This window comes from Kitasatospora hibisci, from assembly GCF_043950205.1.
Classification (GTDB): Bacteria; Actinomycetota; Actinomycetes; order Streptomycetales; family Streptomycetaceae; genus Kitasatospora; species Kitasatospora hibisci.
Window position 1 is genome coordinate 4992187 of the sequence record NZ_CP171642.1, and the last position, 26921, is coordinate 5019107.

General features: G+C 74.0%; 18 protein-coding genes. 13 read left to right on the plus strand and 5 right to left on the minus strand.

What is annotated here, in order from left to right:
- The first annotated feature begins 30 nt into the window (after positions 1-30).
- The 4 genes from ACF9IK_RS21890 to sucD all read left to right on the plus strand — a co-directional run bounded on the left by ACF9IK_RS21890 (position 31) and on the right by sucD (position 6072).
- On the plus strand, positions 31-2400 hold the full coding sequence (locus ACF9IK_RS21890; RefSeq protein ID WP_395295832.1) for a DUF5682 family protein: 2370 nt from the start codon (positions 31-33) through the stop codon (positions 2398-2400).
- Between the two features lie 89 nt (positions 2401-2489).
- Positions 2490-3662, plus strand: a complete 1173-nt coding sequence (locus ACF9IK_RS21895) for a VWA domain-containing protein (protein ID WP_395295833.1) — start codon at positions 2490-2492, stop codon at positions 3660-3662.
- Between the two features lie 336 nt (positions 3663-3998).
- Positions 3999-5171: an ADP-forming succinate--CoA ligase subunit beta gene (sucC, locus tag ACF9IK_RS21900; protein WP_313764141.1), complete on the plus strand. Its 1173-nt coding sequence runs from the start codon at positions 3999-4001 to the stop codon at positions 5169-5171.
- 19 nt (positions 5172-5190) lie between these two features.
- Entirely contained in the window at positions 5191-6072 is an 882-nt protein-coding gene (sucD, locus tag ACF9IK_RS21905; RefSeq protein WP_238862938.1) for a succinate--CoA ligase subunit alpha, read from the plus strand.
- 104 nt (positions 6073-6176) lie between these two features.
- On the opposite strand, the gene ACF9IK_RS21910 is transcribed toward sucD, so the two are convergent.
- Complete coding sequence (locus ACF9IK_RS21910; protein WP_395295834.1) at positions 6177-8360, minus strand: LuxR C-terminal-related transcriptional regulator; 2184 nt, start codon at positions 8358-8360, stop codon at positions 6177-6179.
- Positions 8361-8495: 135 nt separating this feature from the next.
- Here ACF9IK_RS21910 and ACF9IK_RS21915 point away from each other — a divergent pair, with 135 nt between their 5' ends.
- Positions 8496-10124 (plus strand): cell division protein PerM, encoded by a 1629-nt coding sequence (locus ACF9IK_RS21915; protein ID WP_395295835.1) that lies wholly within the window; start codon positions 8496-8498, stop codon positions 10122-10124.
- Between the two features lie 60 nt (positions 10125-10184).
- On the opposite strand, the gene ACF9IK_RS21920 is transcribed toward ACF9IK_RS21915, so the two are convergent.
- Positions 10185-10829: a DUF308 domain-containing protein gene (locus ACF9IK_RS21920; RefSeq protein ID WP_395295836.1), complete on the minus strand. Its 645-nt coding sequence runs from the start codon at positions 10827-10829 to the stop codon at positions 10185-10187.
- 369 nt (positions 10830-11198) lie between these two features.
- Between ACF9IK_RS21920 and purN the strand changes: the two genes are divergently transcribed.
- Positions 11199-11864, plus strand: coding sequence for a phosphoribosylglycinamide formyltransferase (purN, locus tag ACF9IK_RS21925; RefSeq protein WP_395295837.1), 666 nt, complete (start codon positions 11199-11201; stop codon positions 11862-11864).
- A 69-nt stretch (positions 11865-11933) separates the two neighbouring features.
- The gene (gene purH, locus ACF9IK_RS21930) at positions 11934-13511 is read left to right on the plus strand and encodes a bifunctional phosphoribosylaminoimidazolecarboxamide formyltransferase/IMP cyclohydrolase (RefSeq protein WP_395295838.1); all 1578 of its coding nucleotides are present in this window, start codon (positions 11934-11936) and stop codon (positions 13509-13511) included.
- Positions 13512-13578: 67 nt separating this feature from the next.
- Here the strand turns inward: purH and ACF9IK_RS21935 are convergent, their stop codons facing one another.
- Positions 13579-14322 carry an RDD family protein gene (locus tag ACF9IK_RS21935; protein ID WP_395295839.1) on the minus strand — a complete coding sequence of 248 codons (744 nt, stop codon included), beginning with the start codon at positions 14320-14322 and terminating at the stop codon, positions 13579-13581.
- 520 nt (positions 14323-14842) lie between these two features.
- Here ACF9IK_RS21935 and ACF9IK_RS21940 point away from each other — a divergent pair.
- The 6 genes from ACF9IK_RS21940 to ACF9IK_RS21965 all read left to right on the plus strand — a co-directional run bounded on the left by ACF9IK_RS21940 (position 14843) and on the right by ACF9IK_RS21965 (position 20409).
- On the plus strand, positions 14843-15697 hold the full coding sequence (locus tag ACF9IK_RS21940) for a bifunctional methylenetetrahydrofolate dehydrogenase/methenyltetrahydrofolate cyclohydrolase (RefSeq protein WP_313764133.1): 855 nt from the start codon (positions 14843-14845) through the stop codon (positions 15695-15697).
- A 26-nt stretch (positions 15698-15723) separates the two neighbouring features.
- Complete coding sequence (locus ACF9IK_RS21945) at positions 15724-16140, plus strand: DUF3017 domain-containing protein (protein WP_313764132.1); 417 nt, start codon at positions 15724-15726, stop codon at positions 16138-16140.
- 214 nt (positions 16141-16354) lie between these two features.
- Positions 16355-17347, plus strand: a complete 993-nt coding sequence (locus ACF9IK_RS21950; RefSeq protein ID WP_395295840.1) for a malate dehydrogenase — start codon at positions 16355-16357, stop codon at positions 17345-17347.
- A gap of 87 nt (positions 17348-17434) precedes the next feature.
- Positions 17435-18757 carry a hemolysin family protein gene (locus ACF9IK_RS21955; RefSeq protein ID WP_395295841.1) on the plus strand — a complete coding sequence of 441 codons (1323 nt, stop codon included), beginning with the start codon at positions 17435-17437 and terminating at the stop codon, positions 18755-18757.
- A gap of 75 nt (positions 18758-18832) precedes the next feature.
- The gene (gene trpS / locus ACF9IK_RS21960) at positions 18833-19828 is read left to right on the plus strand and encodes a tryptophan--tRNA ligase (protein WP_395298645.1); all 996 of its coding nucleotides are present in this window, start codon (positions 18833-18835) and stop codon (positions 19826-19828) included.
- Positions 19825-20409, plus strand: a complete 585-nt coding sequence (locus tag ACF9IK_RS21965) for a 2'-5' RNA ligase family protein (RefSeq protein ID WP_395295842.1) — start codon at positions 19825-19827, stop codon at positions 20407-20409. The genes trpS and ACF9IK_RS21965 overlap by 4 nt, the downstream gene beginning before the upstream one ends.
- Before the next feature lie 53 nt (positions 20410-20462).
- Here ACF9IK_RS21965 and ACF9IK_RS21970 read toward each other — a convergent pair whose 3' ends face one another.
- The gene (locus ACF9IK_RS21970; protein WP_395295843.1) at positions 20463-22958 is read right to left on the minus strand and encodes a CDP-glycerol glycerophosphotransferase family protein; all 2496 of its coding nucleotides are present in this window, start codon (positions 22956-22958) and stop codon (positions 20463-20465) included.
- A 271-nt stretch (positions 22959-23229) separates the two neighbouring features.
- A complete protein-coding gene (locus ACF9IK_RS21975) occupies positions 23230-26805 on the minus strand; it encodes a bifunctional glycosyltransferase/CDP-glycerol:glycerophosphate glycerophosphotransferase (RefSeq protein ID WP_395295844.1) in 3576 nt (1191 codons plus the stop codon).
- Positions 26806-26921 lie beyond the last annotated feature (116 nt).

A 26921-nucleotide genomic window follows, 5' to 3' on the forward strand; every position in this document is an offset into this window, starting at 1 on the left:
AGGTTCGAGTTCGTGGAGGGAGGAGGGCGAGTGAGCGCTGAGGTGACGCTGTTGGGCGTACGGCACCACGGCCCCGGTTCGGCCCGTGCGGTGGCCGCCGCACTGGAGGCGCTGCAGCCGGACACGGTGCTGATCGAGGGCCCGCCGGAGGCCGATGCGATCGTCGGACTGGCGGCCCGGAAGGACATGGTGCCGCCGGTCGCGCTGCTCGCCCACGCCGTGGACGACCCGGCCCGGGCTGCGTTCTGGCCGTACGCCGAGTTCTCCCCGGAGTGGGTGGCGATCCGGTACGGCCTGGACGCCGAGGTCCCGGTGCGCTTCATCGACCTGCCGGCGGCGTACGGACTCGCCCCCGCCCCGGTGGTGGACGCCGGTGAGGGGGACGGCGCTGCGGAGGACGCGGGCGCGGCGGACGCGACGGCGGACGGTGCCGTCGAGGACCGGCCGGGCGACCCGATCGCCCTGCTCGCCGAGGCGGCCGGCCACGACGACCCGGAGCGCTGGTGGGAGGACGTCGTCGAGCACCGCGCCCCCGGCGCCGACCCGCTCGCCCCGTTCGCCGCCGTGGCCGAGGCGATGACGGCGCTGCGCGAGGCGGGGGCGGCCGGCAGCGCGGTCCGCCGGGACGACCTGCGGGAGGCGTACATGCGCCAGCAGATCCGCGCCGCCAAGCGGGCCGGGCACCGGCGGATCGCGGTGGTCTGCGGCGCGTTCCACGTGCCCGCGCTGGCCGTACTGCCGACCGTCGCCCACGACCGGGCACTGCTGGCCGGCCTGCCGAAGAAGGTGCGGACCGACATCACCTGGGTGCCCTGGACGCACCGCCGGCTGTCCCAGCTCAGCGGCTACGGAGCCGGCATCGTCTCGCCGGGCTGGTACCACCACCTGTTCGCCGAGCCGGGGGACCCGCTGCCCAAGTGGCTGACCAGGGCCGCCGAGCTGCTCCGGGCCGCGGACCACCCGGTCTCCTCCGCCCACGTCATCGAGGCGGTCCGGCTGGCCCGGACGCTGGCGGTGATGCGCGGCCGTCCGCTGGCCGGCCTGACCGAGGCGCTCGATGCCGTCCGGTCGGTGATGTGCGACGGCTCCGACGTCGCGCTGGAACTGGTCCGCGACCGCCTGGTGATCGGCGACGCGCTCGGTGAAGTCCCGGACGGCGCACCGGCGGTGCCGCTCCAGCGTGACCTCGCCCGGCTGCAGCGCTCGCTGCGGCTGAAGCCGGAGGCCGAGCCGCGCGAACTCGACCTGGACCTGCGCAAGGAGAACGACGCGGCGCGCTCCCGGCTGCTGCACCGGCTGCGACTGCTCGGCATCGACTGGGGCGTGCCCGCGCGGTCGGCGGTGAACTCCACCGGCACCTTCCGGGAGAGCTGGCGGCTCTGCTGGCAGCCCGAGTTCGCGGTCCGGATCGTCGAGGCCGCGCAGTGGGGCACCACGGTCGAGGACGCCGCTGCCGGCAAGGCCGTCGGCACCGCGCGGGCCGCGGTGGAGCTGGCCGAGCTGACCTCGCTGGTGGAGGCCTGCCTGCTGGCGGGCCTGTCCGGCGCGCTGCCCGCGGTGATGCGGGTGCTGGCCGACTGCGCCGCGCTGGACACCGACGTCGCCCGCCTCGCGGGCGCCCTGCCCGCGCTGGTCCGGGCCCTGCGTTACGGCGACGTCCGCGGCACCGACGACGGTGCGCTGGGCGAGGTCGCGACCGGTCTCGCCGACCGGATCTGCGTCGGCCTGCCGCCGGCCTGCACCGGCCTGGACGCCGACGGCGCGGCGGCGATGCGCGGCCACCTCGACGAGGTGCACGGCGCGATCGGCCTGCTGGACGCGGACGGCGCGGACGGCCTGGCCGACCGCTGGGCCGGCACGCTGGGCTCGCTCACCCGGCGGGAGCCGACCGGCGGCCCGGCCGACGGCGTCCCCGGCCTGCTGCGCGGCCGCGCCGTCCGGCTGCTGCTGGACGACGGCCGGCTGGACTCCGCCGAGGCCGGCCGCCGGATGGGCCTGGTCCTGTCGCCCGCCAGTGCCCCGGCGGACGCGGCCGGCTGGGTGGAGGGCTTCCTCACCGGCGGCGGCGCGCTGCTGTTGCACGACCCCCGGCTGCTGGGCCTGCTGGACGCCTGGCTGACGGCCGTCCCGGCGGAGGTCTTCACCGACGTGCTGCCGCTGCTGCGCCGGACCTTCGCCGGTTTGGAGGCGGGCGTGCGGAACACGGTCGGGAGCCGGGTCGCCGCCGGCCCGCTCGACGGCGAGCCGGCCGGGGCCGTCGAGCCCGGCCCGGTGCTCGACCGGGCCCGCGCCGACGCGGCCGTGCCCGTGGTCGCGCTGCTGCTCGGCCTGCCCGCCGCTTCGGCCCACCCCGGCGGTCCGGTCCGGATCCCCCGGCAGGCCTCCGGCCGCGACACCTGACGCCGTACCCGCGGATCCGAGCGGACCGGGCGCCCCGACGACCTGACAACCCGAAGACCCGAAGACCCGAAGACCCGAAGGAGCATCCGATGGCAGTGACCACCCCGCTCGCCGCCGAGGAGCGGCTGCGCCGCTGGCGGCTGGTGCTCGGCGGAGAGGCGGACGGCACCGGCTGCACCCTGCGCGGCCGGGACGCCGCGATGGACGGTGCGCTCGCCGCCCTGTACCGGGGTGCACCGGAGGAGGGCCGGGCCGGGCGGGCCGGCAGGCGCAGCGCCGGGCTGGGCGGATCGGCGCCGCAGGTGGCGCGCTGGCTGGGGGACATCCGCGAGTACTTCCCGACCACGGTCGTCCAGCTGATGCAGCAGGACGCCATCACCCGGCTCGGGCTGGACCGCCTGCTGCTGGAGCCGGAGATGCTGGAGGCCGTCGAGCCCGACGTCCACCTGGTCGGCACCCTGCTCTCGCTCAAGCACGCGCTGCCCGAGACCACCCGGGAGACCGCCCGCGCGGTGGTCGGCAAGGTGGTCGCCGAGCTGGAACGCCGGCTCGCGGACCGGACCAGGGCCACTCTGGGCGGCGCGCTCGACCGCAGCGCCAAGGTGAACCGTCCGCGCCACCGCGACATCGACTGGGACCGCACGATCCGGGCCAATCTGAAGAACTACCTGCCCGAGCACGGCACCGTCGTGCCCGAGCGACTGGTCGGCTACGCCCGGGCGCAGCACGCGGTGAAGAAGGACGTCATCCTCTGCATCGACCAGTCCGGCTCGATGGCCCCCTCGGTGGTGCACTCGGCGGTCTTCGGCGCGGTGCTGGCCTCGATGAGGTCCCTGGACACCCGGCTGGTCGTGTTCGACACCGCGGTGGTCGACCTGACCGAGCAGCTCACCGATCCGGTGGACGTCCTGTTCGCCACCCAGCTCGGCGGCGGCACCGACATCAACCGGGCGCTCGCCTACTGTCAGTCGAAGATCACCCGCCCGTCGGAGACCGTCGTGGTGCTGATCAGCGACCTCTACGAGGGCGGCATCCGGGACGGGATGCTCAAGCGGGTGGCGGCGATGAAGGCGTCCGGCGTCCAGTTCGTCGCCCTGCTCGCGCTCTCGGACGAAGGTGCGCCCGCATACGACCACGCGCACGCCGCCGCCCTGGCCTCGCTGGGGGCTCCGGCGTTCGCCTGCACCCCCGACGCCTTCCCGGACGTCATGGCCGCGGCGATCGAGAAGCGCCCGATTCCGGTGCCCGACCGGAGCGCGTAGCCGACCGGTGTGCGGGTTCACCCGGACGGGCGAACCCGCGCCGTCCGGGCGCCCGGGCCGGCGCCTGACGGCACCCGGTGCACGTCACCCGGCCGTAGGCTGGCTGTGACGGTTCTCACCCAATACGGGCATGCCCCGGGCGAAAGAGTCCCGTCGGACGGGGATAACCTGCCAGACGGACGTGACGCGCGTGTTGATTGACGTGTGCGCCCGTGGCTGTGTGGGCCGCAAGGCCGTACCTCTGCGTACCCGCACCGCCCCGACGACCCGCAGCGAAGATCCTGCCGTGGCACGCTCGTAGAGACACAATCCGCGACCACGAACAAGGACAAACACGTGGACCTGTTCGAGTACCAGGCGAGGGACCTCTTCGCCAAGCACGGCGTGCCCGTGCTTGACGGTGATGTCATCGAGACCGCCGCAGACGCTGCCGCCATCGCGGAGCGCTTCGGCGGCCGCGCCGTCGTCAAGGCTCAGGTGAAGGTGGGTGGCCGAGGCAAGGCCGGTGGCGTGAAGCTCGCCTCCGACCCGGCGGACGCCGTCGCCAAGGCCGAGGCGATCCTCGGCATGGACATCAAGGGCCACACCGTCCACAAGGTGATGCTGGCCCAGACCGCGGACATCAAGGAGGAGTACTACGTCTCCTTCCTGCTGGACCGCACCAACCGCACCTTCCTGGCCATGGCCAGCGTCGAGGGCGGCGTGGAGATCGAGGTCGTCGCGGAGGAGAACCCCGAGGCGCTCGCCAAGATCCCGGTCGACGCCAACGAGGGCTGCACCCCGGAGAAGGCCGCCGAGATCGTCGCCGCGGCGAAGTTCCCGGCCGAGGTCGCGGACCAGGTCGCCGAGGTCCTGCAGAAGCTGTGGGCCGTCTTCATCGCCGAGGACGCCCTCCTCGTCGAGGTCAACCCGCTGATCAAGTCCGGCGAAGGCAAGATCATCGCGCTCGACGGCAAGGTCTCGCTGGACGAGAACGCCGAGTTCCGCCAGCCGGAGCACGAGGCGCTTGAGGACAAGGCCGCCGCCAACCCGCTTGAGGCGGCGGCGAAGGCCAAGGGCCTGAACTACGTCAAGCTCGACGGCCAGGTCGGCATCATCGGCAACGGCGCGGGCCTCGTCATGAGCACCCTCGACGTGGTCGCCTACGCGGGTGAGAAGCACGGCGGCGTCAAGCCGGCCAACTTCCTCGACATCGGCGGCGGCGCCTCCGCCGAGGTGATGGCGAACGGCCTGGAGATCATCCTGGGCGACGCCGACGTCAAGTCGGTCTTCGTCAACGTCTTCGGTGGCATCACCGCGTGCGACGCGGTCGCCAACGGCATCGTGCAGGCCCTCGCGCTCCTGGAGAGCAAGGGCGAGGCCGTCACCAAGCCGCTGGTCGTCCGTCTCGACGGCAACAACGCCGAGCTGGGTCGTCAGATCCTGACCGACGCCAACCACCCGCTCGTCGAGCAGGTGGACACCATGGACGGTGCGGCCGACCGCGCCGCCGAGCTGGCCAACAAGTAAGGAAGGGGACTACACAACCATGGCTATCTTCCTTACCAAGGACAGCAAGGTCATCGTCCAGGGCATGACCGGCTCCGAGGGCATGAAGCACACCCGCCGCATGCTCGCCTCGGGCACCCAGATCGTCGGTGGCGTGAACCCGCGCAAGGCCGGCACCACGGTCGACGTCGACGGCACCGAGGTGCCCGTCTTCGGCACCGTCGCCGAGGCCATGGAGAAGACCGGTGCCGACGTCACCGTCATCTTCGTGCCGCCGAAGTTCACCAAGGACGCCGTCGTCGAGGCCATCGACGCCGAGATCGGCCTGGCCGTCGTCATCACCGAGGGCGTCCCGGTGCACGACACCGCCGCCTTCTGGGCCTACGCCGGTTCGAAGGGCAACAAGACCCGGATCATCGGCCCGAACTGCCCCGGCCTGATCAGCCCCGGACAGTCGAACGCCGGCATCATCCCGGCCGACATCACCTCCTCCGGCAAGATCGGTCTGGTCTCGAAGTCCGGCACCCTGACCTACCAGCTCATGTACGAGCTGCGGGACATCGGCTTCTCCTCGGCCGTGGGCATCGGCGGTGACCCGGTCATCGGCACCACCCACATCGACGCCCTCAAGGCGTTCCAGGAGGACCCGGAGACCGAGCTGATCGTCATGATCGGCGAGATCGGCGGCGACGCCGAGGAGCGTGCCGCGGCCTACATCGCCGAGCACGTCACCAAGCCGGTCGTCGGCTACGTCGCGGGCTTCACCGCCCCCGAGGGCAAGACCATGGGCCACGCCGGCGCCATCGTCTCCGGCTCCTCGGGCACCGCGCAGGCGAAGAAGGAGGCCCTTGAGGCCGCCGGTGTCAAGGTCGGCAAGACGCCGTCCGAGACCGCCCGCCTGGCGCGCGAGCTGATCGGCTGACGCCACCCGCTCGTCGAGCGCCCCGCCCGGAAACCGGGCGGGGCGCTCGCCGTTTTCGGGGGCGCCCGCCGTCATCGCCGCTCCGCGGGTGGCGGGGCCGGGCGTCAGACGTCGTCCGTCGGGCAGGGGCGCAGCGTCCAGCCCGTACAGGCCGGCGGACCCGCCGTGACCGGGCCGGGAGGCGGCGCCTCGGCGGTGTGCCCGGCGGACGGCAGCTCCCAGAGGCGGCGGGGCGGCGGCGGATCCACCACGACCGGCTCGACCCCCGGTGTGGGGCTGCACCAGAGGCTGTGCACCCCGGTCGACGGGGCGTCCGGCAGAGCCGGGACGGCGGCGGTGGTCTCGGCCGTGGCGCAGAGCGTCGGGGCGGGCGGCTCGCCGGGCCGGAACAGCTGCCCGGGCCCGCTGCCGCTCAGCGTCGCCACCACGGCCGCACCGACGGCGGCGGTGAGCAGGGCCGCGGCGGTGGTCCGGCCGGCGTCGGCCAGTCCGTGCCTGGCGCGCAGCAGCGGCATCGGCGGCCGGTGCGGCTCCGGGCAGCCACGGACGGCCGCGCGGTGCAGCAGCCCGCTGAGCCGGTCGGCGAAGCCGTCCGCCGCCGGATCCGGGCCGACCAGCTCCGGCACCCAGTGCGCCAGCGCCGTCCGGGCCGCCCAGACCCGGCCCTCGGCGGCCGTCACGGTGGACTCCACCTCGACGGCCACGGCGTCGGCGGGCAGGCCGAGGCCGTCGTGCAGGACCAGCGCCCGGCGCTGTGGGCGGGAGAGCCGCTTGAGAGCCTTGAGCAGAGCGCGGTCGTGGCCGGTGAGCCGGTCGTGGTCCGGCAGCACCGCCTGCGCCTCGTCGGCCGGGCGGACCTTGATCCGACGGTGCGGCAGCCGCCAGACGTGTGCCCGGCGCGGGCCGCCGCGGTGCCACGGCGAGAGCGCCGCCTCGAAGGCCCGGGTCCGCAGCCACCCCTCCGGGTCGGGCTCGCCCGAGACCTCGGCCCAGCGGCGCTGTGCCTCGGCGAAGACCCGCCCGACGCAGTGCAGGGCCCGGTGCTTGCAGGCGGTCAGCAGGAACGTCTGCTGCACCAGCCGGGTGTGGACGGTCTCGTACAGCTCCTCGAAGGCGGGGGCCGGTGTGTCCGGGCGGTCCGGGCGGTCGCCTTGCCGCCGGGGGTCCTGCGGCCCGCCGTCCGGGCCGGGGTGGGGGGTACTCCGGGGCGACGCAGCTCCGGTGCGGTCGGGGGCGCCCGGCCGGCCCGGTCGCCGCCGGGAGTCCGTCCGCCCGCCCGGTCCGGCCTCGGCCCGTCCGAACTCCGGGGTGGGGCCGCCGGCGGTGGTGTCCGGCGGCTCCGGGCGGGGGGCCGCGGCGGGCTGCGCGGGAGCGGCAGCGGGCCGCTCGCCGCGCCCGTCCCGGCCGGCCGCCGGCACGGGGGCGCCGGGCTCGGCGGGGGTGCCGCCGCCCCGCCGTTCGACCGTTCGGCCGGCCTGCCGGTCCGCCGGTCGTGCCTGGCCGGCCGGGTTCCGGCGGCGGTGCCGCCCGCCGCCGGGCCCGGGGGTGTCCGGCGCCGCACCGTCCGGCGTGCCGGGGCGGGCGCCGTCGACCGGGCCCTTGCGGCGGTGCCGCCCGCCGGGCGCGGCAGGAGCTGCCGTACCCCCTGGTGCAGGACGGTCCGACGCGCTTCTGTCCGGCACGCCGCCGAGGGCGCCACGCGCTTTCTCCCCGCCCGCCCCGCTCCGGTCCGACCGCCTCCGGCCCGGCTCGGCCGGGGGCTTCGCCGCCGCTCCGCGTCCGGGTGGGGCCGGGTCGGGGCGGCCTGCGGCACCCGCCTTCTCCCCCGTCGCGGGCGAGGCCTGAGCCGGGCTCAGCAGTGCGGCGAAGACGCCGATCTCCGCGCGGGTACGGGTGCCGAGCTTGCGCATCGCCCGGTGCTGGTACGTCCGCGCGGTGGCCGGGGTGACGCCCAGTACGGCCGCCGACTCGGCGAGCGGCCGACCGGCCGCCAGGTGGGCCAGTGCCTGGGCCTCACGCGGGGTCAGTTGCCGCAGCAGCCGGGACGCCTCCGCGGGGTCGAGGGAGACCCCGCCGGCCGCCTCGCCGCGCGAGCTCCCGGCCGTCTGCCCGGCGGGGACGGCCTGGGCCTCCGGCGCACCCGGCGTGCCCGGCACCCCCTTTGCGGGCTTCGCGACGGCGCGGCCGCGGCCGGGCCGGCCCCTCCCGGGGCGGCCCTGCGGTGCCGGCTGGTGGTCGGTGGTGGCGGGTGCGCCGGTGGGGCGCTCGGCGGTTGGCGGTGTGCTCATCAGACACTCCGGGCCGGGGTGGGGGCCGCAGCTAGCGGGCCGGGTCCGAAAATGCGCATAAGCCAATAATCTGGGACACGACGGCGGTTTGCCTCTTCACGAAGCATGGCGAGTCGCCTTGGCACCATGAGGCGCATGACGCAGCTGATGGGCCGTCCGATCGTGGAAGTGCCGGTTGAACTGGGGGCCAGGCCCGTCCTGGCCGACCTGCTCACCGGGGCGCGGACGGCGCTGCTCGGGCTGGCGGCGGTCGCCGTTCCGGTGCTCGCGCTCTGGGTGGTGACCCCGTACGCGGACGACGGTGCGGCCGGTGCGCTCCGCCTCGCCGGTGCGCTCTGGCTGCTCGGACACGGTGCCCCGGTCCTGCGCGGTGCCGCGCAGGCCCCGCTGACCGTCACTCCGCTGCTGCTCGGCCTGCTCGCGGTGGCCCAGCTCCGCCGGGCCGGTGCCCGGGTGGCGGCCCGGCGCGGTCCGCGGCCGCGCTGGGGCGGGCCGTGGGCGGTGTGGTGCGGCTACTGCGCGGTGGCCGGCGTGGTGGTGGCCCAGTGCGCGGGCCCCGGCCCGTTCCGGGCCCGGGTGCTGCCGGACGTCCTGGTGGTCGTGGTGCTGGCCGCCGCGGCGACGCGCTCGGGTGCTCGGGCCGCCCGCCGGCCCGGGCCCGGCGGCGGGCTGGCCGGCCCTAGGTGGCCGGGGCACTGGCAGCAGTGGCTGGACCGGGTGCCGGAGTGGGCGCGGCCCGACGGGGGAGCGCCGGTCGTCCGGGCGGCCGCGCTGGCGGCCGGAGCGGGGCTGGTGGCGGCGGGCGCTCTGGTGGTCGCGGTGGCGGCGGTGCTGGCGGCGGTGGACGGCGGCGGTCCGGCGACCGTCGCGCTGGCCCGCGGTCCGGCCGCGGTGGCCGGGCTGCTGCTGCTGAGCCTGGCGGTGCTGCCGAACGCGGTGGTCTGGGGCGCGGCGTACGCGCTCGGTCCGGGGTTCGCGGTGGGGGAGGGGACGCTCGTGGCGCCGGCCGGGGCGGTGCTCGGGCCGGTGCCGGACTTCCCGCTGTTGGCGCTGGTGGCGGAGCCGGGGGCGGGTGGCTGGAGGCTCGCGGCCTGCACGCTGGCGGCGCTGGCCGGGGTGGTTCCGGCTCTGATGCTGGGGCGGGCGGCGGCCGGCCCGCAGTGGTCGCACGGCGGGGATCCGGACGTGCGCCGCAGGGGCGGGCGGCGCCCGGACGGCGGGGGCTTCGAGGACTACGGCCTGGACGAGCCGGACCGGGCCGAGCGGTCGCCCGCCGCCACCGGGCCGTGGCACCCGGTGGCGACCGCCGTCGCGGTCCTGGCGGTGGCGCTGCTGACCGGTGCGGCCGCCATGGTGCTCGGGTGGCTCGCCGGCGGGGCGCTGGCCGGCGGCCGGATGTCCGAGCTCGGCCCGGTGCCGTGGCGGACGGGTCTGGCGGCGGCCGGCTGGCTGACCGCGGTGGCGGTGCCGGGAGCCCTGCTCGCCCGGGCCCGCGCGCTGGCCGGGGCGGCGGCCGGGGAGAGGGCTGAGGCGGCCCGGGAGGGGGCTGAGACGGAGCCCCGGCCGGCCGGCGCCGTCGACCGGTTCGTCGTCACGTTCACCGGCCGGGTCCGCCGGAGCGGGCTCCGGGTGCGGTCCCGTGTCTACGGGCTCGTCCTGCGGCTGGGCGGCGCGTCGACGGCCCCGGACGCCGTCGACGGGCCGGACGGGCCGGCCGCACGGCCGTCGGCCCCCGCCGTCCCCGAGCAGCCCGACACGGACTGAGGGCCGACACCGACGAGGTCCGACGCCGCCTGAGGGCCGCCGCCTGAGGGCCGGGCAGGACTACTCGCTCTGCCTGGTCACGTCCACGTACCACTTCGGCGCGAGCCGCTCGCAGTTGTCCGCACCGGTCGTGGTGAGCGAGTCCCGGACGCAGGTGACGTAGTCGTTGTAGTAGAGGCTGAGCCCGATCGCCGAGGTCACGAAGACCACGGTCATCGCACCGGTCAGCACCCCGGCGAGCGCCGCCGGGGTGAGCGGGTTCGGCGCGCCGGCCGGACCCGCGGCGGCGGGTGCGCCCCCGGCGGCGCTCGCGGCCGGCTTCGGGGCGCGCATCGCGCCGATGCCCCAGACGACGGCGAGCGCGCCGACGAACAGGGCGACGTAGTGCAGCGCGGCCAGCGCGCAGATCAGCGAGGCGATGCCGGCCAGCGCGGCGTTCCTGGCCTTGCGCTGCGCCGGGTCGTTCGGGTCGAGGCGGGGCGGCTGCGGGGCCGGGGGCCGGGGGTGCCAGCCGCCGCCCCGGTAGCCGGGGCTCCACGGGTGCGGCGGCGGGACGTGCGGGCGCTCCTCCGGCCCGCCCTGGCCGTCGGACGGCTCCGACCCGCCGTCGGGCCGGGGGTTGCGCGGCCGCCACGGCTGGTCCGGGGCATCCGCCGGCGGCGGCGCGAAGGGGTTGCGCTCGCCGGTGTCGTCACCGCTGCTCATGGTTTCAGCCATTCCTTACTCGGTCGGTGGGGCGGACGCCCGCGCCACCCTATGATCCCGCAGCCGTCCCGGGGCAGCCCTGCGGCCTGCCGCCGGGCCGGGACACCCGGTCGGGCGCCCGGCGCGGACGGGCCCGGCGGGCGGGAGGAGATCCCCGTCTCAACTACGCGCGTAGCGCCCGCAGGCCGTTTCAGAGGCCGTCCGACCAGCCGTTATCGTGGTGACGGTCAGCAGCTCACAGAGGTTCCCCGGGGCCCGCGTCGTGGCGGGTTCTCCTGGTGTTCCCCCTCGCTCGACCTGCCGTTCGTAGTGGCCCCACCGCCGGTGGACGTACCAGCGGGCGGCGCCCGACCTACGGAGAATCGCGCAGTGGCCGCCGCCCCCGCTCAGCTCTTCCCGCCCCGCACGCCCGGACCGGCCCGCCTGGTGGTGCTGGTCTCCGGCTCCGGCACCAATCTGCAGGCGCTGATCGAGGCTTCCGCCGACCCGGCCTTCGGCGCGCGGATCGTCGCCGTCGGAGCGGACCGCGACGGCATCGCCGGCCTGGACCGCGCCGAGCGCGCCGGCCTCCCGGTCTTCGTGCACCGGGTGAAGGACCACGCCGACCGTGCCGACTGGGACCGCGCCCTGACCGCCTCCGTCGCCGCGTACGAGCCGGACCTGGTGGTCACCGCCGGCTTCATGAAGATCCTCGGCCCCGCGTTCGTCGCCGCCTTCGCCGGACGGATCGTCAACACCCACCCCGCACTGCTGCCCTCCTTCCCCGGTGCCCACGGCGTCACCGACGCACTCGCGCACGGGGTGAAGGTCACCGGCTGCACCGTCCACCTGGTCGACGCCGGCGTGGACACCGGGCCGATCATCGCGCAGGGCGTCGTCGAGGTCGTCGACGCCGACCACGCCGATGGCGGCGAAGCGCTGCACGAGCGCATCAAGACTGTCGAGCGCAAGCTGCTCGTCGACGTCGTGGGCCGGCTGGCCCGCGAGGGTCACCGCATCGAGGACCGAAAGGTATGGATTCCGGCACATGAGTGAGCGGATCGAACGAATCATCGAGGATGGTGCCTGGCGCGTAGCGCCCGCCGAGCGCAGCGAGGTGGGAGCATGAGTGCCAGCTCCACCACCCCCCCTGTCTCCGAGGACATCCGTCCGATCCGTCGCGCGCTGATCAGCGTGTACGACAAGACCGGTCTGGAGGAGCTGGCCCAGGGCCTGCACGCCGCCGGGGTCGCGATCGTCTCCACCGGCTCCACCGCCGGCCGGATCGCCGCCGCCGGCGTGCCGGTGACCGAGGTCTCCGAGCTGACCGGCTTCCCGGAGTGCCTGGACGGACGCGTGAAGACGCTGCACCCCCGCGTGCACGCCGGCGTGCTCGCCGACCTGCGCCTGGAGTCGCACCGCGCGCAGCTGGCCGAGCTGGGCGTCGAGCCCTTCGACCTGGTCGTGGTGAACCTCTACCCGTTCAAGGCCACCGTCGCCTCCGGCGCCACCCCGGACGAGTGTGTCGAGCAGATCGACATCGGCGGCCCGAGCATGGTCCGCGCCGCCGCCAAGAACCACCCGTCGGTCGCCGTGGTGGTCGACCCGGCCCGCTACGGCGACGTGCTGAAGGCCGCCCGGGAGGGCGGCTTCGACCTCGCCACCCGCAAGCGTCTGGCCGGTGCCGCGTTCGCCCACACCGCCGCGTACGACGTCGCGGTCGCCTCCTGGTTCGAGGCCGGCTACGCGCCGAGCGACGAGCGGTTCCCGGAGTTCCTGGGCGGCACCTACGAGCGCCAGAACGTGCTGCGCTACGGCGAGAACCCGCACCAGGGCGCCGCGCTGTACGTCGACGGCACCGGCGGCCTGGCGGGCGCCGAGCAGCTGCACGGCAAGGAGATGTCGTACAACAACTACGTCGACACCGACGCCGCCCGTCGCGCCGCGTACGACCACGCCGAGCCGGCCGTCGCGATCATCAAGCACGCCAACCCGTGCGGCATCGCGACCGGCGCCGACGCCGCCGAGGCGCACCGCAAGGCGCACGAGTGCGACCCGGTCTCCGCGTACGGCGGCGTGATCGCGGTCAACCGCCCGGTCACCGTCGAGCTGGCCGAGCAGATCGCCCCGATCTTCACCGAGGTCGTCGTGGCCCCGGGCTACGAGGACGGCGCCGTCGAGGTGCTGGCCCGGAAGAAGAACCTGCGGGTGCTGCTCGCCCCCGAGGCGCCGGCCAACCGCCAGGAGCTGCGTCCGATCTCCGGCGGCGTGCTGCTGCAGGAGACCGACCGCGTGCACGCCGAGGGCGACGACCCGGCGACCTGGACGCTGGCCACCGGTGAGGCGCTGTCCGAGGTGGAGCTGGCCGAGCTGGCCTTCGCCTGGCGGGCCTGCCGGGCCGTCAAGTCCAACGCGATCCTGCTGGCCAAGGGCGGTGCCTCGGTGGGCGTCGGCATGGGCCAGGTCAACCGGGTCGACTCGGCGAAGCTCGCGGTCGAGCGGGCCGGCGAGCGGGCCAAGGGCTCGTACGCGGCCTCCGACGCGTTCTTCCCGTTCGCGGACGGCCTGCAGATCCTCATCGACGGCGGCGTCAAGGCCGTTGTCCAGCCCGGTGGTTCGATCCGCGACGAGGAGGTCGTCGCGGCCGCCGCCGCGGCCGGCGTGACGATGTACTTCACCGGCACCCGCCACTTCTTCCACTGACGGGACGACGGAGCGGCCCGGCCCCCTCCCCGGGGACCGGGCCGCTCCGTCGTGTGCGCGGGGACCGCTACTTCTTGATCACCAGCGTGCCGGCGGCACGGTCGTGCCAGCCCTGCAGCTTGCCGGAGTTGTCGAAGAACGGCGACAGGTAGACCAGCGCGGCACCGATGTAGCAGAGGAAGGCGCCGACGATCGGGATGATGAAGCGGATGAAACCGCCGCCGAGGCCGGGGACCTGGCCGGTGCTCTCCTTGACCACGCGCAGGCCCATGGCCATCTTGCCGAGGGTGGCGCCCGCGAACGAGACCATCAGCCACTCGTAGAGCAGGTTGAACAGCGAGAGCACGCCGACCATGACCATCATGGTGACGAAGAAGCCGGCGGCGGCCTCGTTGTTGCTGTTCAGGCAGTCGTAGTAGGCGGAGTTGGAGCCACCGTACGAGTACAGGCCGCTGCAGTCCTTCTGGTCCTTGGCGATGCCGAGCGCGCTGGCCAGGCCGAGCGCCATCACCAGCGCGACGATCGCGCCGATCGCGAGACCGTCGATCAGGCGGGCCAGGAACCGCTGGCCCATGGTGGCGAGCTTCACCGGGCCCAGGTGGTGGAGGTTGATGTAGCCGTTGTTCGCCTGGAGGGTGCCCGGCATCGGCGCGTACCCGTACGCCTGCTGCTGCGGGACGCCGTAGGCCGGGGCCTGCGGCGGCTGCTGCGGGTAGCCGTAGCCGGCCGCCGGCGGGGCCTGCTGCGGGTAGCCGTAGCCCTGCGGCGGCTGCTGGCCGTACGGGTTGTTCGGGTCGGGCGGGTAACTCATCGATGCCTCCGGGCAGGATGTGGGGACTGGTGGCGGGACAGCACGGGATCCGGAGCGGACCGCCGGTCGGGCCTGCGGTCGCTCGGGAGGGCGGCGGAGCGCGGTGACGAAGGGGGCGCGCAGGAAGCGGCGCCCGCCGTCCGGCTCAGAGCCGTGGGAAGCGTGGGAACGAGGGCCGTGGCGCGAACGGGAGCAACCAGGGCTGCGGGCACGGCGGCACGCCGCCGTGGCGGTCGGGCGGCACGGTCTGGTGTGGTCGGCTCACTCTGTTCTTCCCCCGGGTACGCCCCGCCCGTGTGTCCGTCGGCCCGTCACCGGGCCGGATGCGGCAGGGAATGCCCGCTTATCGTCAACCCGACAACCCGGCGCTGTCCAGCGGCGTTCGCGCACCGGACCGGACTGTGGCGCAACCGCAACGTCGGCCGCACCGGCCGGGCCCCCGGGCGCCGCGCTCCCGGCCTTCGCGGGGGTGCTGCCGGGGCTGGCGCGGAAGGTTGCGGCGATCCGGGAGAATGGGGTCATGACTGCCCAGATTCTCGATGGCAAGGCCACCGCGGCCGCGATCAAGTCCGAACTCGCCGCCCGCGTGGCGGCCCTCAAGGCGAAGGGTGTCACGCCCGGCCTCGGCACCGTCCTGGTCGGTGACGACCCGGGCAGCCGCTGGTACGTCAACGGCAAGCACCGGGACTGCGCGGAGGTCGGTATCGCCTCGATCCAGCGCGAACTGCCCGCCACCGCCACCCAGGAGGACGTCGAGAACGTCGTCCGCGAGCTGAATGCCGACCCGGCCTGCACCGGCTACATCGTGCAGCTCCCGCTGCCCAAGGGCCTCGACCAGAACCCGGTCCTGGAGCTGATGGACCCGGACAAGGACGCCGACGGCCTGCACCCGACCTCGCTCGGCCGCCTCGCGCTCGGCATCGAGGGCCCGCTGCCCTGCACCCCGCTGGGCATCGTCGAGCTGCTGCGCCGCCACGGCGTCGAGATCAACGGCGCGGAGGTGGTCGTGATCGGCCGCGGCGTCACGGTCGGCCGTTCGATCGGCCTGCTGCTCACCCGTCGCAGTGAGAACGCCACCGTCACGCTCTGCCACACCGGCACCCGGGACCTCGGTTACCACCTGCGCAAGGCCGACATCGTCGTGGCCGCCGCGGGCGTGCCGCACCTGGTCAAGCCGGAGGACGTCAAGCCGGGCGCGGCCGTGCTGGACGTCGGCGTCAGCCGCAGCGAGGGCAAGATCGTCGGCGACGTCCACCCGGGCGTGGCCGAGGTGGCCGGCTGGATCTCCCCGAACCCCGGCGGCGTGGGCCCGATGACCCGCGCGATGCTGCTCAACAACATCGTCGAGGCGGCCGAGCGCCGCGCCGGCGTCTGACACCAGAGGGATTGGGACGTCCAGCCATGAGTGAGGCACGGTCGCGGCGCAGGCCGGTCAAGACCACCGGCACGCTGCCCCCCGAGGGCTCGGCCGCGGCGCTGGGGCGCGAGCACTCGCTCCCGGTGCGCCAGTGGCCGATAACGCTGGTCCTGCTGGTGGTCGGTGCCGGGCTCGCCGTCACCTGGTTCGCGGACTTCCAGGACGGCTTCAAGTACGGCCTGCTGATCCTCGGCGGCGGCGTGCTGCTCGGCGCGGTGCTGCGGTTGGTCCTGCCCGAGGTCGGCATGCTCGCGGTGCGCAGCCGGTTCACCGACGTGATCGTGCTGAGCGTCATGGGCGTCTCGATCGTGCTGCTGACGCTGGTGGCCCAGCCCAACCCGTGGCTGGAGATCTCGCTGCTCGACAACATCGGCCAGCTGATCGGCCGCCCGCGGCGCTGACGGGCCGGCCCCGCAGCAGTGACCGAGAGCGGCCCCCGCCCGGAATCCCGGGTGGGGGCCGCTGCTTCTGTGACGTATCAGCCACGCCCGCACACGCGGCGTAGGCTTCCCTTTGCGATAACCTGACGCCGGTCTCTCGACGTCGAGAGACCGTCCTCGGCTCCAGTGCGCCGGTGTGCCTGGGGCACCTGGCGATCTGCTGGAGAAGGTAGAAATGACCCGCACCCCCGTCAACGTCACCATCACCGGAGCGGCCGGCCAGATCGGCTACGCGCTGCTCTTCCGCATCGCCTCGGGCCACCTGCTCGGCGCCGACGTGCCGGTGAACCTGCGCCTCCTGGAGATCCCGCAGGGCCTCAAGGCCGCCGAGGGCACCGCCATGGAGCTCGTGGACTGCGCCTTCCCGCTGCTGCGCGACATCAAGATCACCGACAACGCCAACGAGGCCTTCGACGGCGCCAACGTCGCGCTGCTGGTCGGCGCCCGCCCGCGTACCGCCGGCATGGAGCGCGGCGACCTGCTGCAGGCCAACGGCGGCATCTTCGGCCCGCAGGGCAAGGCCATCAACGGCCACGCCGCGGACGACATCAAGGTCCTGGTCGTCGGCAACCCGGCCAACACCAACGCCCTGATCGCCCAGCGCAACGCCCCGGACGTCCCGGCCGAGCGCTTCACCGCGATGACCCGCCTGGACCACAACCGCGCGCTCGGCCAGCTGGCCCTGAAGACCGGTGCCACCGTCGGCGACATCAAGCGCGTCACCATCTGGGGCAACCACTCCGCCACCCAGTACCCGGACGTCTTCCAGGCCGAGATCGCCGGCAAGCCGGCCTTCGAGGCCGTCGGCGCCGACCAGGCCTGGCTGGAGGGCGACTTCATCCCGACCGTCGCCAAGCGCGGCGCGGCCATCATCGACGCCCGCGGCGCCTCCTCGGCCGCCTCGGCCGCCAACGCCGCCATCGACCACGTGTTCACCTGGGTCAACGGCACCGCCGAGGGCGACTGGACCTCCGCGGGTGTCGTCTCCGACGGCTCCTACGGCGTGCCGGAGGGCCTGATCTCCTCCTTCCCGGTCACCGCCAAGGACGGCAAGTTCGAGATCGTCCAGGGCCTGGAGATCTCCGAGTTCTCCCGCGGCCGCATCGACGCCTCGGTCAACGAGCTGGTCGAGGAGCGCGACGCGGTCCAGGCCCTCGGCCTGATCTGAGCGCAGCTCCGCTGAGCGACCCGGCCCGCCGCCTCACCACGAGGCGGCGGGCCGGCGCGCCGGGGTGGTGCCCCTACACTGCCCCCCGTGAGCGAAACCATCGAAGACGCGGCGCTCGTCCTCGTCTTCATCATGCTGGGCGGCCTGTTCAACGTCGCGGAGATCTCGCTGATCTCCCTGCGGGAGGGCCAGATCCGGTCGCTGGAGGCGCGCGGCACCCGCCGGGCGGCCCGCGCCGCACACCTGGCCGCCGACCCGAACCGCTTCCTGGCCGCCGTCCAGGTCGGCGTGACCTGCATGGGCTTCCTCTCCGCCGCCTTCGGCGCGGACACCCTGGCCGGCAAGGTGGCCCCGCTGTTCGTCGAGGCGGGGCTCAGTGAGGGCGTCGCCGACGCGGTCGCCCTGGTCGGGCTGACCCTGGTGATCAGCTACGTCTCCCTGGTGCTTGGCGAGCTCACCCCGAAGCGGATCGGCCTCCAGCGCGCCGACTCCATCGCGGTGCTCTCCGCCCCGGTGGTGGACGTGATGTCGGTGGTGCTGCGTCCGGCGATCTGGCTGCTCGGCCACTCCACCAATCTGATGGTCCGCCTGCTCGGCGGCGATCCGGCGGCCGGCCGCGGCTCGATGAGCTCCGAGGAGCTGCGCGGCCTCGTCGCCGCCAACACCGAACTCGGCAGCGACCAGCGCGCCCTGATCGCGGACGTGTTCTCGGCCGGCGAGCGCCAGCTGCGCGAGGTGATGGTGCCGCGGACCGAGGTGACCTTCCTGGACGCCGAGCAGCCGCTCGCCGAGGTCCGCGAGCAGGCCGGCTCCGCCCCGCACTCGCGCTACCCGGTGGTCGAGGGCAGCTACGACGCGGTCACCGGATTCGTGCACGTCCGCGACCTCTACGGCGCCCGCGGCGAGCAGGCGGTGAGGGTCCGTGACCTGGCCCGCCCGGTCAAGCTGCTGCCCGGGACCAAGCGGGTGCTGGAGGCGATGGGCGAGATGCGCCGTGAGGGCCACCATCTGGCGATCGTGGTCGACGAGTACGGCGGCACCGCCGGCATCGTCACCCTGGAGGACCTGGTGGAGGAGGTGGTCGGCGAGATCCGGGACGAGTACGACTCGCAGGAGCCGACCACCACCCGCCGGCTCGCCGGCGGCGGCATGGAGCTGGACGGTCTGCTGAACCTCGGCGACTTCACCGAGGAGACCGGCGTCACCCTTCCGGAGGGCCCGTACGAGACGGTGGCGGGCTGTCTGGTGGCTGCGCTGGGCCGGCTGCCGGCCGACGGTGACCAGGTCAGGATCCCGATCGGCGACGAGGAGGTCCGGCTGACGGTGGCGAAGCTGGAGGGCCGGCGGATCGCCCGGGTGAGGGTGAGTGCGGTCACACTGTCGGAACCTCCGGGGGCGGACGTTTCCTGAGCGGTCGGTGGAACTGGAACAATGGCCCCCATGGTCAACGCAGCGGTCACTGGTCCGGTCAAGGACCGTCCCCGGGTGCTCTCCGGGATCCAGCCCACCTCCGGCTCGTTCCACCTGGGCAACTACCTGGGGGCGGTGCGCCAGTGGGTCGACCTGCAGGAGGCCAACGACGCCTTCTACATGGTGGTCGACCTGCACGCGATCACCGTGCCCCAGGACCCGAAGCTGCTGCGCGAGAACACCCGGGTCTCCGCCGCCCAGCTGCTCGGCGCCGGTCTGGACCCGGAGCACTGCACCCTGTTCGTCCAGTCGCACGTCCCCGAGCACGCGCAGCTCGGCTGGGTGATGAACTGCCTCACCGGCTTCGGCGAGGCCGCCCGGATGACCCAGTTCAAGGACAAGTCCGCCAAGCAGGGTGCGGACAGCACCACCGTCGGCCTGTTCACCTACCCGATCCTCCAGATCGCCGACATCCTGCTCTACCAGGCCGACGCCGTCCCGGTCGGCGAGGACCAGCGCCAGCACGTGGAGATCACCCGCGACGTCGCGGAGCGCTTCAACACCCGCTACAGCCCGACCTTCACGGTGCCGAAGCCGTACATCCTCAAGGAGACGGCGAAGATCCAGGACCTCCAGGACCCGGCCGTCAAGATGAGCAAGTCGGCCTCCTCGCCCAAGGGCCTGGTCAGCTTGCTGGACGAGCCGAAGGTCAGCGCCAAGAAGTTCAAGAGCGCCGTCACCGACACCGGCACCGTCGTCTCCTACGACGAGGAGGAGAAGCCGGGCGTCTCCAACCTGCTGCGGATCCACTCGGCGCTCAGCGGTCAGTCGGTGGAGGAACTGGTCGCCCACTTCGAGGGCAAGATGTACGGCGCCCTGAAGACCGAGCTGGCCGAGCTGTTCACCGAGTGGGTGACGCCGTTCCAGGAGCGCACCCGCACCTTCCTCGACGACCCGGCCGAGCTGGACCGGGTGCTGGCGGTCGGTGCCGAGAAGGCCCGCGCGGTGGCGTCGCAGACCCTGGAGACGGTGTACGACCGGATCGGCTTCCTCCCGGCCGCCAAGCGGTGACCGGCAACTCGCCGTCCGCCTCCGGGCACCCCGCCTCCGGGCCCTTCGCCGCCGGACCCCTCGGCGGGGAGGTGCTCACCATCGGCGTGTCCGTGAGCGTCCCGGAGCCTTACGGCTCGGAGGTCCAGGACGCCCGGGCGGGGCACGGCGATCCGCTGGCCCGGTCGATACCCACGCACGTCACCCTGCTGCCGCCGACCGAGGTGGCGGCCGCGGACCTGCCGAAGATCGAGGAGCACCTCGCGACGGTGGCGCGCGCGCACCGGCCGTTCCGGATGCTGCTGCAGGGCAGCGGCACCTTCCGGCCGGTCTCGCCGGTGGTCTTCGTCCGGGTGGAGGAGGGCGCGCAGGAGTGCCGGCTGCTGGAGGCGGACGTCCGCTCCGGCCCGCTGGCGCGGGAGCTGGCCTTCCCGTACCACCCGCACGTCACGGTGGCGCACGGTCTGCCGGACGACGTGCTGGACCGGGCGTTCGAGCAGGCCCGCGGCTTCCGGGCGGCCTTTCCGGTGCCCGGCTTCAGCCTCTCCCGCTTCGACGAGGACGAGGTCTGGCGGCCCTGGCGGGCCTACGACTTCTCCTGAGCGCCCGGAGGCCCCGGCGGCGGTGCCGTCCCGGGCCCCCGGGCCCCGGGCGGTCAGGCCCGCCCGAGCCGGAGCATCCGGTCGACCACCCGGCGGGCGGCGCCGCCGTCGTCCAGACCGCAGTGCTCGGCCCGGAACCGGCGGTGGCGCTCCTCGTAGCCGACGGGCACCGCGGTGCCGCGGTCGGCGAGCTCGCGCAGCTCGTGCAGGAGTTCGGCCGAGGTGGGGACGAGCGGCCCCGGCGCCTGCGCCTCGAAGTCGAAGTAGAAACCGCGCAGGGTGTCGCGGTAGTGCTCCAGGTCGTAGGTGAAGAAGAGCAGCGGGCGGCCGGTGATCGCGAAGTCGAACATGATCGACGAGTAGTCGGTGACCAGCACGTCCGCGATCAGCAGCAGCTCCTGGACGTCCGGGTAGTCGCCGCAGTCCCAGAGGAAGCCGTCCCCGGCGCCGGGCAGCGGCTCGCGGACGTGCACGTGCGGGCGGATCAGCAGCACGTGGTCGTGGCCGAGGGCACGGCGGGCCTCGTCGAGGTCGATCCTCAGGTCCAGCCGGAACCCGTCGCCGTCGCCGTGCTGCTGGTCCTCGCGCCAGGTCGGCGCGTACAGCACCACCCGCTTGCCGTCCGGGATGCCGAGCCGGCGGCGGACGGCGGCGATCTGGCCGGCGTCCGGTCGGGCCAGTACGTCGCCGCGGGGGTAGCCGGACTCCAGGATCTCGCCGTCGAAGCGGAAGGCCCGGCGCAGGATCGGGGTGGCGAACGCGCTGGGGGAGAGCAGCAGGCTCCACTGCGGGGTCTCCTGGTCGAGCGCCTCCAGGTAGCCGTGGTCGGCCAGCCAGGGGTTGTCGACGTCGTGGGCGATCCGCTTGAGCAGGGAGCCGTGCCAGGTCTGGACGACCACCTGGCCGGGGCGGCGGCGCAGGAACTCCGGGAAGTGCGTGTTGCCGACCAGGTATCGGCTGGTGGCCAGCGCCCGGTACCACTCGGGGCTCCAGATCCGCACCGGGCGCACCCCGGCGGGCAGTTCGGCCTGGGCGTCGTCGACCACCCACAGGTGCTCCAGCGAGGCGCCGCGGCGGGCGAGTTCGGCGTGCACCGCGCGCGGGGAGTCGGAGTAGCCGCGGCCGCCGAAGACGTCGTACAGCACCGCGTCGCGCAGCGGTTCGCGGCGGGCGGCGGGGTAGCCGGCGGTGCGCTGGCGGGTCTGGGCCCAGGCGCTGCGCTCGGTGGGGGTGAGGACGGGCGTGGAGTCCAGCAGCAGGGTGTCGTGCCAGCGCCGCTGGAGCAGGATCCGCTTGCCGCCCGCCCGGGTCTCGGCGGGCAGTGCGGGCAGGAGGGCGGGCGCGGCGATCAGCGGGCGCCGCGGACCGGGCCGGCCGGCCGGGTGGAGGGAAGCCTCCCAGATGCCCTTGCGCAGCGGGAGGGTGGCGCCGTCGGAGCCGGTGCGGGTGGCGGGCAGGTGGATCCGGAAGCGGCCGTCGGTGCCGAGCTCGACCGGGTGGCGGACCTCGCCGGCGGTGCCGCTGTGCCGCAGGACCAGCTCGAACGGCCCGGTGCCGGGGCAGTGGCCGGTGAGGTCGAATCCGCCGGGCCCGGCCTCGGCCCGCTCGACGTAGCCGGCCGGGGGCTGGACGCAGACCTGGAGCCGGCCGTCGGACAGGTGCTTGAGGTAGAGCGCCCGGTCGGGCTCGCCGGGCAGCGGGTGCTGGCCGGCCACCGGGCCGCCGCGCTCGTCCAGGGTGAGCTGCTCCGTGGAGCCGTCCGGTCGCAGCAGCTCGGCGTCCCAGTGCTCCAGCTCGCGGGTGCCGCGGCCGTCCGCGGTGAACGGCCGGTACGGCAGGTGGACGGCGAAGCCGTTGCCGGTGCGGGCGACCGGGCGCTCGACGACGGCGTCGCTCTCGCGGTGGCGCAGCCGCAGGACGGAGCCGGCCGGGCAGTGGTCGGCAGTGCCGCGCAGGTCGAGGCCGTCCGCCTCGGGGACGGCCTGGGTGAGCCGGACGCCGGGGCGTTCCAGCAGCAGGCGGAGCCGGCCGTCCTCGAACCGGGGCTGGAGCCGGACGTCCCGGTCGACCCAGCGGGCGGGCGGGTACTCGCCGGACCCGCACCAGTGCGGGGCGAGCAGGCCGTACTGGCGGCGCAGTCGGGTGGGGCGCGGACGGGTGAAGAGGGTGGCCTCGACCTGCCACTCGCCGAGCAGCCACTGCTCGCCGCGGCGGAGCCGGCGCGGTTCGATCAGGGCGGTGAAGCCCGACCAGTCGTGGTTGTGGTCGGGCCGGGCGCTGTCGTCGGTGACCTCGGGCAGGCGGCGTGGCCTGGTGCGGAGGTGGACCGGGGGCTCGTCCCCGCCGAGGCGCAGGGTCAGCCAGGTCCAGGCGGAGCCGGGGCGGGCGCTGTCGGCGTCCTCGGGGCGGGCGAAGCCGGTCAGCTCCAGCCCGCGGGCGCTCCAGCGGGCACGCAGCAGGCCGAAGACGGCGTCTTCGTCGGCGTGCGGCACGCCGTCCGCGGACCGGGGATCGGCGTGCGGCAGTACGAGCCGGGTGAGGACAGGCATGGGAGGTCCTTCGGAACGGGATCCGGTCCCTGGCGGTGGCCCGGAGACCTGCGCACGGGGGAGGGGAAGTACGAAGGCCAATGCGCATCCCACACCGGAATGACACCCGGGGTCAACTGTACGGTCCGGCAGATTTGCTCAGGAATTCGTTTGTGAAACATGAGTTCGAGTGCAATGCGGGTGTAAAGCGCGGGCAACTCCCAGGGAACTCCCAGAAAAGCCCGGAGGCGCCCGACGCGGTTCGCGTCGGGCGCCTCCGGGGCGGGTTGCGCTACTGCTGCCGGCGGAGCATGCCGTCCACCACGCGGGCCGCGGCCTGGCCGTCGTCCAGGTCGCAGTACGCCTCGCGGAACGCCGTGTACTTCTCGGCGTGCTCGGCGGCCACCGCGTCGATCCGGCCCAGCGCCGAGACCAGCTCGGCGGAGGTGGCCAGCAGCGGGCCGGGCGCCTCCGACTCGAAGTCCAGGCTGAAGCCGCGCAGGTTGTCGCGGTAGTGCTCCAGGTCGTACGTGAAGAACAGGATCGGCCTGCCGGTCGTGGCGAAGTCGAAGACCGACGCCGAGTAGTCGGTGACCAGCACGTCGGCGATCAGCAGCAGCTCCGCCATGTCGGGGTAGCTGCCGACGTCCCACACGTAGCCGTTGCCGGCGTCGGGGACCTGGCCGCACATCACGCTGTGCCGGCGGACCAGCAGCACCTGGTCGTCGCCCAGCGCGGCCTTGGCCGCCGCCAGGTCGATCCGCAGGTCCATCTGGTAGCCGCCGTTCGGGCGGCGCCGGTCCTCGCGGAAGGTCGGTGCGTAGAGCACGACCTTCTTGCCCTCGGGCAAACCGAGCCGCTCGCGGACCTGCTCGGCCGTCTTCTCCCGGTCGGGTGCGAACAAAAGGTCGTTGCGGGGCGAACCGCTCTCCAGGATTTCGCCCTTGTAATCGAACGCGCGCCGCAGCACCGGAGCCGACCAGGTGTTACCGGCGGCCAGCAGACTCCAGTTCGGAACCTCCTTGGCCACGCCCTTCAGGTAATTGGCGTCGGTGAACCAGACCTTCTCGAAGTCGTAGCCGACCTGCTTCAGCGGGGTGCCGTGCCAGGTCTGGACGACCACCTGGCCGGGGCGGCGGACGAAGAAGTCCGGCAGGTGCGCGCTGGTGACGATGTACTTGGCGGTGGCCAGGGTCTCGAACCACTCCGGGCTCCAGAGCCGCAGCGCGCTCGCGGTCTGCGGCAGGTCGGCCTGCATGTCGTCGCTGCCCCAGAAGTGCTCCAGCGGCAGGCCGCGGCGGACCAGCTCCTCGTGGATCGCCCGCGGCGAGTCGGCGTAGAGGCCGCCGAGCGCCGCGTTGTAGAGCACGGTGTCGCGCAGCGGGAGCCGGCGCGCGGCCGGGTAGTCCACGGTGCGCAGCTGGCGCTGGCGCCAGCCGCTGCGCTCCTCGGGCAGCAGCGCGTTGTGCGACTCCAGCGAGAGGCCGTCGTAGTGGCGGCGCTCCAGCACGATCCGCTTGCCGCGCGACTCGGTCTCCAGCGGCAGCGCGCCGAAGCAGCTGGGCGCGATCAGCGCGTGCAGCGTGGCCTCGGAGTCGACCGGCGCGCCGACCGGGCGGAAGAAGACGTCCCAGGTGCCCTGGGCGAGCGGCACCCGGCCGGCGAAGGACGCGGTCGGCACCGAGGGCAGCGTGGTGCGGAAGCGCCCGTCCGCGATCTCGACCGGGTAGACGTGCTCCTCCTCGCGCCAGTTGTGGCGGACCACCAGCTCCCAGCGGTGCGCGCCGGGCAGCGGGAAGGCACCGCTGAGCAGGAAGCCGTCGGCGCCGCGGGAGACGACCTCGTCCACCACCGGCTGCAGCAGCTGGTCGGTGAGCTGCAGGTAGCCGCCGGGGGAGGGCTTGGCGTAGAGCGCGCGGCGCTGCGGGCCGGCGGCCTCCGGGTTGAGCGCGACGTGCAGCTGCTCGGGCGCGTTGCGGTCGTCCCAGGCCACCGGGACGGAGGTGCCGTCGGCGAGCAGCAGCACGGCGTCCCAGCGGTCGCGGGCGCGGGTCGGCGCGACCGGGTCGAGCTCGGCCCAGGCCGCGCGGACGGCGGTCAGCTCGGCGGTCGGGACCGAGACGTTGAACGGCCGAAGGGTGCCGACCGGGGCGGCGAGCTCCAGCGGGTACTGCACGGTGCGGTCCGACTCGACGTGGGTGAGCTTGAGCTGGGCGCCGGCCAGGCTCGCGCCGGTGCGGATCGCGCCGGAGACCTCCACCCGGCCGCCGTGCGCCGCCAGGCCGGTCACCCGGGCCTGCACGGTCTCGACGCGCAGGTAGACGCTGCCGTCGCGGACCCAGGGGACGATCCGGACGTCCGGCTCGACCCAGTGCGCCGGCATGTAGAGCGCGGTGTCGCTCCAGCCGGCCCAGATCCGGCCCTTGTAGACGCCGCCCTTGCCGCCGCCGGCCATCAGGACGCGCCAGTTGCCGTCCTTCCACTGACCGCGCTGCTTGAGCTTCTTCGGGTCGATGGAGGCGGTGAAGCCGGCCCAGTCGCAGTTGTACAGGTCGTGGTGGCAGGTGGCGGTGGCCTCGGGGCTGTACGTGGTCCTGGTCGGGACGGCGACCACGCGGCGGCCCTTGGCCTCGCGCAGGATCAGCACCCGGACCATGTCGTGCTTGTTCTCGGCGCCCAGCTGCTCCGGGTACGCGTGCCCGGTCAGCTGGAACTTGCCGCCGACCCAGGCCGTCTCGTACAGCCGGCTGCGGATCACCAGCGAGTTGTCCAGCTTGAGGACGCTGGAGGGCACGCTCTTGCGGCCGCCGCGCAGGAACGGGTAGTCGGCGTACGGGCGCAGCAGGCCGCGGGCGGTGACGCCGCCGTTGCTCTCGCCCTCGAACTTGATCTGCTCGACGAACTCGTCGATCCGGCCCTGCAGGGTCAGGTGGTACTTCAGCCGCAGCGGCGCGCGCAGCTTGCGGACCTGCTCCGGGCCGATCGCCCGGAGGAGCCGGCTGACGTTCTTGATGTAGGCGTCCCGGTACTCCTTGTCGCCGTCGACGACGGACCAGAAGAACATCGGGATCTCCTCGACGAGGGTGTTCTCGTCGTAGGTGCGCAGGTACTGCGCGAAGCGCGGCTCGGTCTGCTTCTTCAGCCAGCCGCGGACCAGCTCCACCGAGGTGACGCGGTCGATCAGGCCCTTGGGGTTGGTGCGCATCTGCGTGATCGACATCTCGCCGACCTCGCGCTCGCGCCAGTGGTAGATCGGCTCGGAGAGCACGTCCACGCTCTTGGCGAGGTAGTGGTGCGGCACGCTGACCGGGGCGTCCTCGTACAGGATGCCCTCGGGGTACAGCAGGCCGGCCGCGTCGAAGAACGAGCGGCGGTACACCTTGTTCCACGCGGTGCGGTCGGTGACCAGCGACGGGATCTCGGTGATGTGGGTCTTGAGCGCGGTCTTGGCGAACGGCCGGCTGTGGCCGCCGGACTGGTAGTAGCCGACCGCGCGGAACCGCAGCACGTTGCCGGTGGCGAAGTCCGAGCCGGTCTCGTCCAGCGTGTTGATCATGAGCTCGTACGCGCTCGGCGGCATCGAGTCGTCGCTGTCGACGAAGCAGAGGAACTCGCCGTCCGGGTCGATGTGCCGGATGCCGGTGTTGCGGGCCGCGCCGAGGCCCTTGTTCACCTGCCGGACCAGCCGGAACCGGGAGTCCTTGGCCGCGTACGCCTCGGCGAGGGCCGCGCTGCCGTCCTTCGAACCGTCGTCGACCATGACGCACTCGAAGTCTGTGAAGGTCTGGGCGGCGATCGAGTCGAGGCATTCCACGAGGTAGCGCTCGACGTTGTAGATCGGTACGACGATGGAGAGGCGGGGAGCCATCGGCTACGCAGGCCTTTCTTGGGAAGGAGCGTGGCAGCCCGGTCGGGGTCTGGCCGCACTTTTGATCGGTGCGTACGTGCCCGTCGATCCTACCGTCCGGCCTCCGACCCCCTCCT